General features: G+C 45.0%; 3 protein-coding genes. 2 read left to right on the top strand and 1 reads right to left on the bottom strand.

All coding sequences use genetic code 11. The features are described from left to right. Window positions 1-395: 395 nt before the first annotated feature. Window positions 396-2,024 carry a hypothetical protein gene (locus KDK17_RS08190; RefSeq protein WP_257287820.1) on the top strand — a complete coding sequence of 543 codons (1,629 nt, stop codon included), beginning with the start codon at window positions 396-398 and terminating at the stop codon, window positions 2,022-2,024. A gap of 19 nt (window positions 2,025-2,043) precedes the next feature. Beyond that, a complete protein-coding gene (locus KDK17_RS08185) occupies window positions 2,044-4,893 on the top strand; it encodes a hypothetical protein (protein WP_257287819.1) in 2,850 nt (949 codons plus the stop codon). A 36-nt stretch (window positions 4,894-4,929) separates the two neighbouring features. Here KDK17_RS08185 and KDK17_RS08180 read toward each other — a convergent pair. Next, a partial coding sequence (locus KDK17_RS08180; RefSeq protein WP_257287818.1) for an efflux RND transporter permease subunit occupies window positions 4,930-5,933 on the bottom strand: 1,004 nt, incomplete at its 5' end.

The raw sequence follows: 5,933 nt of genomic DNA, 5'->3' as shown, positions 1-5,933 counted from the left end.
TACTGCCACAGTCAAAGCGAGTTCCCTTGAACTTATAGGCGAGAACCAGACCGGTGGGGATTTTAAAATCGACTCGGCTCTGGTGGATCTCTGGAAGTCGATGGACAAACGTGAAAGGGCTGCAAAACTGCAGCAGAACATGATGGCAAGCACATCGCGACAATGAGGACAGCCTGAGCCGGTCCTGTCTTACTGAGAACCCACCTCCTCTGCCTGGCCTGGCCCACTGAGGCGTGGTAGATACGTACATCTACTCCATCGTCAGAATCATCAGGGCGAAAGAACCCACTTGTTTTGCTACCCCTTTGTTGTGGAACTTTCGTTAAATTTACTGGTCAATATGACACATGTTCTTTGTTCATGAATAAAGACAAATAAAGATGGAGAAAAAAACGATGGATCAATTACCACCATATCAGGGACAAAGTCCCAAACCGAACAGCGTTGAAGCCAGTACTTTAGATGACACTGCCATGAGTCAAGGCAATGCCTACGGCAAAACCGTCAGCCTTTTCAGAGGTGGGCCATCTGGGGTCAGTCAGGCAGGTTTCACACCCGACCCTGCAGCAAGACAAAAAGATCAAAAAGAGACCGGAATTTCCTCCAGAGCAGTTGCTTTTGGTGTAAGTGCTTATGAAGCGGCTGAACGCAAACCAAAACTGGACTTTGCCGATGTCAATAGTGTTGGTTTTATTTATTGGCAAGAAATCTTTAAGTCAGAAACTCATCCCGGCAAGAAGTCTGATCTTAGCAGTAGACCAGATGAATGCCGTGATATTTGCGATATTTCAGAAGACTCAATAGTTGGATTAATCAATTATCATAAGTATATGGTTAAGCCTAAAGATCGCTTAGCCGGTGACGTCGTAACATATGCTCCATTATTGTCGTCAGAGTTTGATGAGGTTCGCAGTTTTCTTGAGGACGACTTAAATCTTGATCCAAAAGACACTGTTATCATTGATGCAGGATCAGGGCCTTTTTGTTATCACAGTGCGCTATTTGCCGTGGCTGGCTTTACTGTAAGACCTTACGACTATTCACCTGCCAGAAGTCTTTACTGTAAAGAAGATCATGGCGTAGCAGAGAAAAATCTTTCTCCATTTCTTAAGGTCAATGATAAAGATTTGACGAGCGATGATATTACTCCCTCGTTTTTTGATAAGAACTCAGTATTATTTATGAGTTTCCCTGACCTGCCAGGGCACCCTATTAGCTTGCCTCTGGTAAAAAAATACACTGAATCGGAAGCATTGAATAAAGTAGTTGTTCTTCTTGTTGGCATTGATGACGAACATGAGTGTAACTTTGGTTCCGTGTCAAAAGAGACAATGGATTTTCTCAAAGAAAACTATGATTTACGTTGTAATTGTCCTACGCGAGGGGTTTTGTTACAGAGTTCACTGGCGCAAATCTATGTGAAGAGAGGAGTCAATCGCGCAGATTTCACATCAGGTCCCGTAACAAGGAAAAACACGAATATCGCTAAAGATAGAATGCGTAAAGCTTTCATGGAACTAGAAAAACAAAGTTTTGGACATGCGGAAGAATTATTCCGAGAACTCTTGAGCGAAGACCCGCTTCAGCTGAATGATAGTGAATGCCAAAACATTTTCATAGGGCTTGAAAGTTCGCTTAAAGAGCAAACCCATGAAAAAAAGATGCAAGCCTCCTTTATTCTGGAAAAACTAAGGTTGATAACGATAGACTCGCTAAATAAATTCGGAGCCTCAACTATTCCCAGGCTTGACCTGGCCCTGAGTCTTTGTGAACAGGTACTTGGACGGTACTGTGTGGCTGAAGCACGGCTGTTGGCCTTGAGAAATAAAGAACCCGATGCCAATGAGAGCGCACAATGTGAGCCATCTGGCAATTTTGACTTTGACCAGGCTCAGGTAAAAGTGTGGAAGTTGATGCATAAATATGAGTTGGCTGAAAAACTGCAGCAAAACATGATTGGCAAGCTTCCGGGTGACAGTGAGAGCAACCCAAGCCAGTCCGCTGATAACGATCGCCCTGAATAAAGATTGGAGAAAAATTTAAATGGATATTTCATCTACGTCAAATCCAGGTGCAAACGCCCTGAATGAAAGTTTCTGGTTAGTGGGTGTAACTGACTCAGAGGAGAGTGATGCACTAACGACTGGAACTTTTCACTCACGAAAAACCTCGAAAGAGCCACTTGGACTGCAGAATTTGAAGATCCGGGGATTTTCACAAAGGGAAATTAGTGCGGCAGAGAAAACACTTAAAGATAGAAACATCTCCCCCACCTATGAGGCCATATCCAACTTTTTGGGTGAAGGCTGGCGCAGTAACCGGTTTCCTCTTTTTCACCAGCTTAGTGAAGTCATTGAACAGACACCTGGCGTTCAGGGTAAAGCTCGGCTGGCCCAGACACTAATAGAATTTGTAGGATCATTAAAAGATGATGCAGTTAGAGAACTCGACCAACATTATGCATCCTTGTGGCCCGATAGACAGGAAATTGCAACTATCGTTGACCGCTGGCCTCCAGAGCTCAAAGAGCAAGCTCAATATATTAAAAGAAACTGGCCAGAACTGGTCGTAAAAGGCGACATGAAGTTTAACTTCGGTTCTACAACAAAGGTCTGCTCCAGCCACTATCGAGGCTATAGAAAAGCACCATCAGAGTTAGGATATCTGGCATTTTTCCGTCTTATCAAAGACATCTGGTTCGATGCTCTAAAAACGGACAATGCATGCACCATGAACAGAGTCTGTCATCTGCTGATTTCTTTCACCAAGGAAATATCAGGCAATACCATCCTGTATGAAGGTGCCAGTCGAAAAGAACAATTCGAAAATGTCATTCAAAGAGAGCTGAAAAAAGGCATCTCATCGACCTATGATATCGGCGCTTTTGCTTTTCTGCTGGTCACAAATCCAGCATTATGGAGTGACCATAAACATGAGACGTTTCAGTTGATGACCAGCAGGGCTTTTAATAGCAAGGCCGATGAACTGGCTCCCCTATATTCGCACTGGCAGGAACCAGCTAAGCAAGATCAGGTCTGCAAAACTGTCGAGGCCGAGGTCATCCCTGAGATTGCCATTACCTTGCATTACCTTGGTAGCATTTATAATTACCTGATGAGCTATAGATCACAGGTTACCTGGAGGAACAGTACACTCAATGAAGAACTAGCCAGTGGAGACTATTTCGACAGCACCACTAATCAGTTGCTGCATCCAATTCAAGTTGCTGAATGGAAAACATTACCCCCTCTTCCTGAAATAAAAGAAATACTTTCTCAATTTTATAGCAATCCCAGCCATCAGAAACTGTTTTTAGGAACAGAAGAATTCAAAGCATTCCAGCAAGAACAAAGGCGACTGAAAGCTGGCCAACGGTTCTCTGGGGCCATTAATACCACGATAAAACAGATTAAAAAAGAGAGAGCAGACCTGATTAAAAAGCAGTTCAAAGAACAGGGATTTACAGCAAGAAAGGATGATCAGGGTAATATCAGCTATGGAGAGGCCTATTATCAAGCGCGCAAACAATACATGAGTCACCTTAAGGAGCAAAAACTGGCCGTTGAACAACACATTGGTGTCCCTATTCCTTTTAAAGTGACGGCTTTGCAGTTGAACCAGACGCTTGAGGCATTTGATGAATTACCCACTGCTGAGCAACGATACTGGAAAATGAGCCGAGCTTACGCTGAGAGTACTGCCATTCCAGAATTATTAGCTGACTTATCGCTGACGCAGGATTGGGAAGATACCGAGTCTTCGGGAATGCTGGCCCATGAACACGAAAAACTGAAGGAAAAACAAAGCAAATTTATCACTTGCCGCTGTTCAGAATGCACCGTCTGCGAAGCGACCCGTTATCTCTGTGAATGCCCGGATGGGTTGAACCAGAGAATTGCCAGAAGAGAGAACAAACAAAAAGATTACATCCTGAAAAAAAGAATTATTAAAAGCGTTGAGGCTTATTATGCTGAAAATTTCTGTAAAGAAGGAACCCCTGTGTTGGCGGAAGATAATCAGACAGCCATTCCCGCAGCACAGACGCAAAACCCGAATAAGAGAAAACGCGAAAATTTCCTTGTTGATCGTGATATAAGCCCCCTTTCCCGTCCAGCTAAAATGCCTCGTTTAGAGCACACACTCACGGATGGAAGCCTGTGTGAGAAAAAGCACCACTCAGAATCCTTGATCGATAGGCACAAGCGCGATTTTATAACCAAGGTAATACATGAAAAAGTGTATTCCCCAGCAAAATTTCAACGACGTCACCAACGTTCAGCAGAGCCTGCCGGGCAACGAAAATATAATAAAGTGCTGAGGCAACTCTATAAAAGCTATGCTGACAACCCCTCCTCCCGAATAAGCATTACTGAAATCCTTGACTGCTTTGATAAAAACCCGAAACAGGCAATCGCTGCTGTTAATGATTTAAAGGAAAAACCACAAGAGATAAGGTCACTGTTTAAACCGGGCACTCTGGAGTTGGCTATACCTAAGTCACTAAAGGCCATTCCATGTCAGGTGATCTATCACAATATTGAATCATTTAATAAACACCTCCATGATCTGGCAGCGGGAAAGGATAATAATTTCATTCCCCTGGATAAAAGGAAAGTGAAGGGATTATACCTCCATAAAACATTCTGCCTTGCCTGTCGGACTAATTTTGGTCAGAAGCGCGAGCTACAGGCCCATTTAAAAGAGACGCATCAGGCAACCATGGAGAAAACGTTTGAACGTATTCGAGCAGGGCGACATGAGCCGACGAATGATGCCGCCATTGCCCCCCCTGAGTCGCCCATCGAAAATAGGGAGCCTCAAACCATTGAACAGATGCCCTTCGATCAGCGACTACAGGCAATCCCAGCGCTCTTCGAGCATGAAAGCGTATAGATATGCGATCTATCTGTATCTATCATGATGTAGAAATCAGCGAACTGTACGAGCTTGCCATTTCCGGGAGATCATCAGTAAACAGGGGGTTACCAGCAGTGTTAACAGCGTGGCAAAGGTTAGCCCCCCTGCTATCGAGGTCGCCAGCTGATTCCACATCTGGGTGGAGGGCGCTCCAATCTCGATTGAATGGTCGAACATATTAATGTTCATCGACAATACCATAGGCATCAGGCCCAATACGGTCGTGATGGTGGTCAGCATGACGGGTCTGAGACGCTGGGCACCGGTTCTGAGAACCGCTTCCCGGGTACTGTGCCCTTCTTTTCTCAGACTGTTAAAGGTGTCAATCAAGACTATGTTGTTGTTCACAACAATACCCGCCAGGGCAATAATGCCGATGCCGCACATTACGATGCCAAAGCTCTGATCGGTGATCATCAATCCAAGAAAGACACCCCCTGTGGCCAATATCACGGCTGACATGATTAATGCAGCCTGGTAGAAACTGTTGAACTGGGTTACCAGGATCATGGCCATGACAAACAGCGCAATACTGAATGCTTGCATCAGAAATTGTCCGCTCTCTTTCTGGTCCTCTTCTTCGCCCTTAAAGTCAAAGCTGACACCCTCGGCAAAATTGGCCGCTGCCAACTCCTGGGTCAACAAGGGGATTTGCTCTGAAAGCAGCGCTCCATCGATCAGGTCAGCTGAAAGTGTGATGGTTCGTTTACCGTCTATACGCTTGATGTTGTCGAGCTTGCTGCTGACTTCCCGTTCCGTATAGTTACCAATGGGCACCAGTCCGGAAGAGGTCATTAGACGCAGTTGGTCAATACTTTCCAAGTGTCGTTCACTTTCAGGGTAACGGATGCGTATGTCCACCTCATCGTCAGAATCATCAGGGCGATAGGAGCCCACTGTTAATCCGGATGTCACCATTCTTACCATGCTGACAGAAGAATGGGGGAGGGGATTCATCGCCAACAGGCTTATCTCGAAGCCTCTCGAAAAATGGCCTGGCCCATCACTGCCTCTAC

It is taken from the genome of Endozoicomonas sp. SESOKO2 (assembly GCF_024606245.1).
GTDB lineage: Bacteria > Pseudomonadota > Gammaproteobacteria > Pseudomonadales > Endozoicomonadaceae > Endozoicomonas_A.
Note: the sequence above shows the minus strand (reverse complement) of the source record. Positions and strands in the feature narration are given on the sequence as shown.

Coding starts and splice junctions, on each gene's coding strand:
- KDK17_RS08190 (WP_257287820.1), top strand. CDS start 396: ATGGATCAATTACCACCATATCAGGGACAAAGTCCCAAACCGAACAGC.
- KDK17_RS08185 (WP_257287819.1), top strand. CDS start 2,044: ATGGATATTTCATCTACGTCAAATCCAGGTGCAAACGCCCTGAATGAA.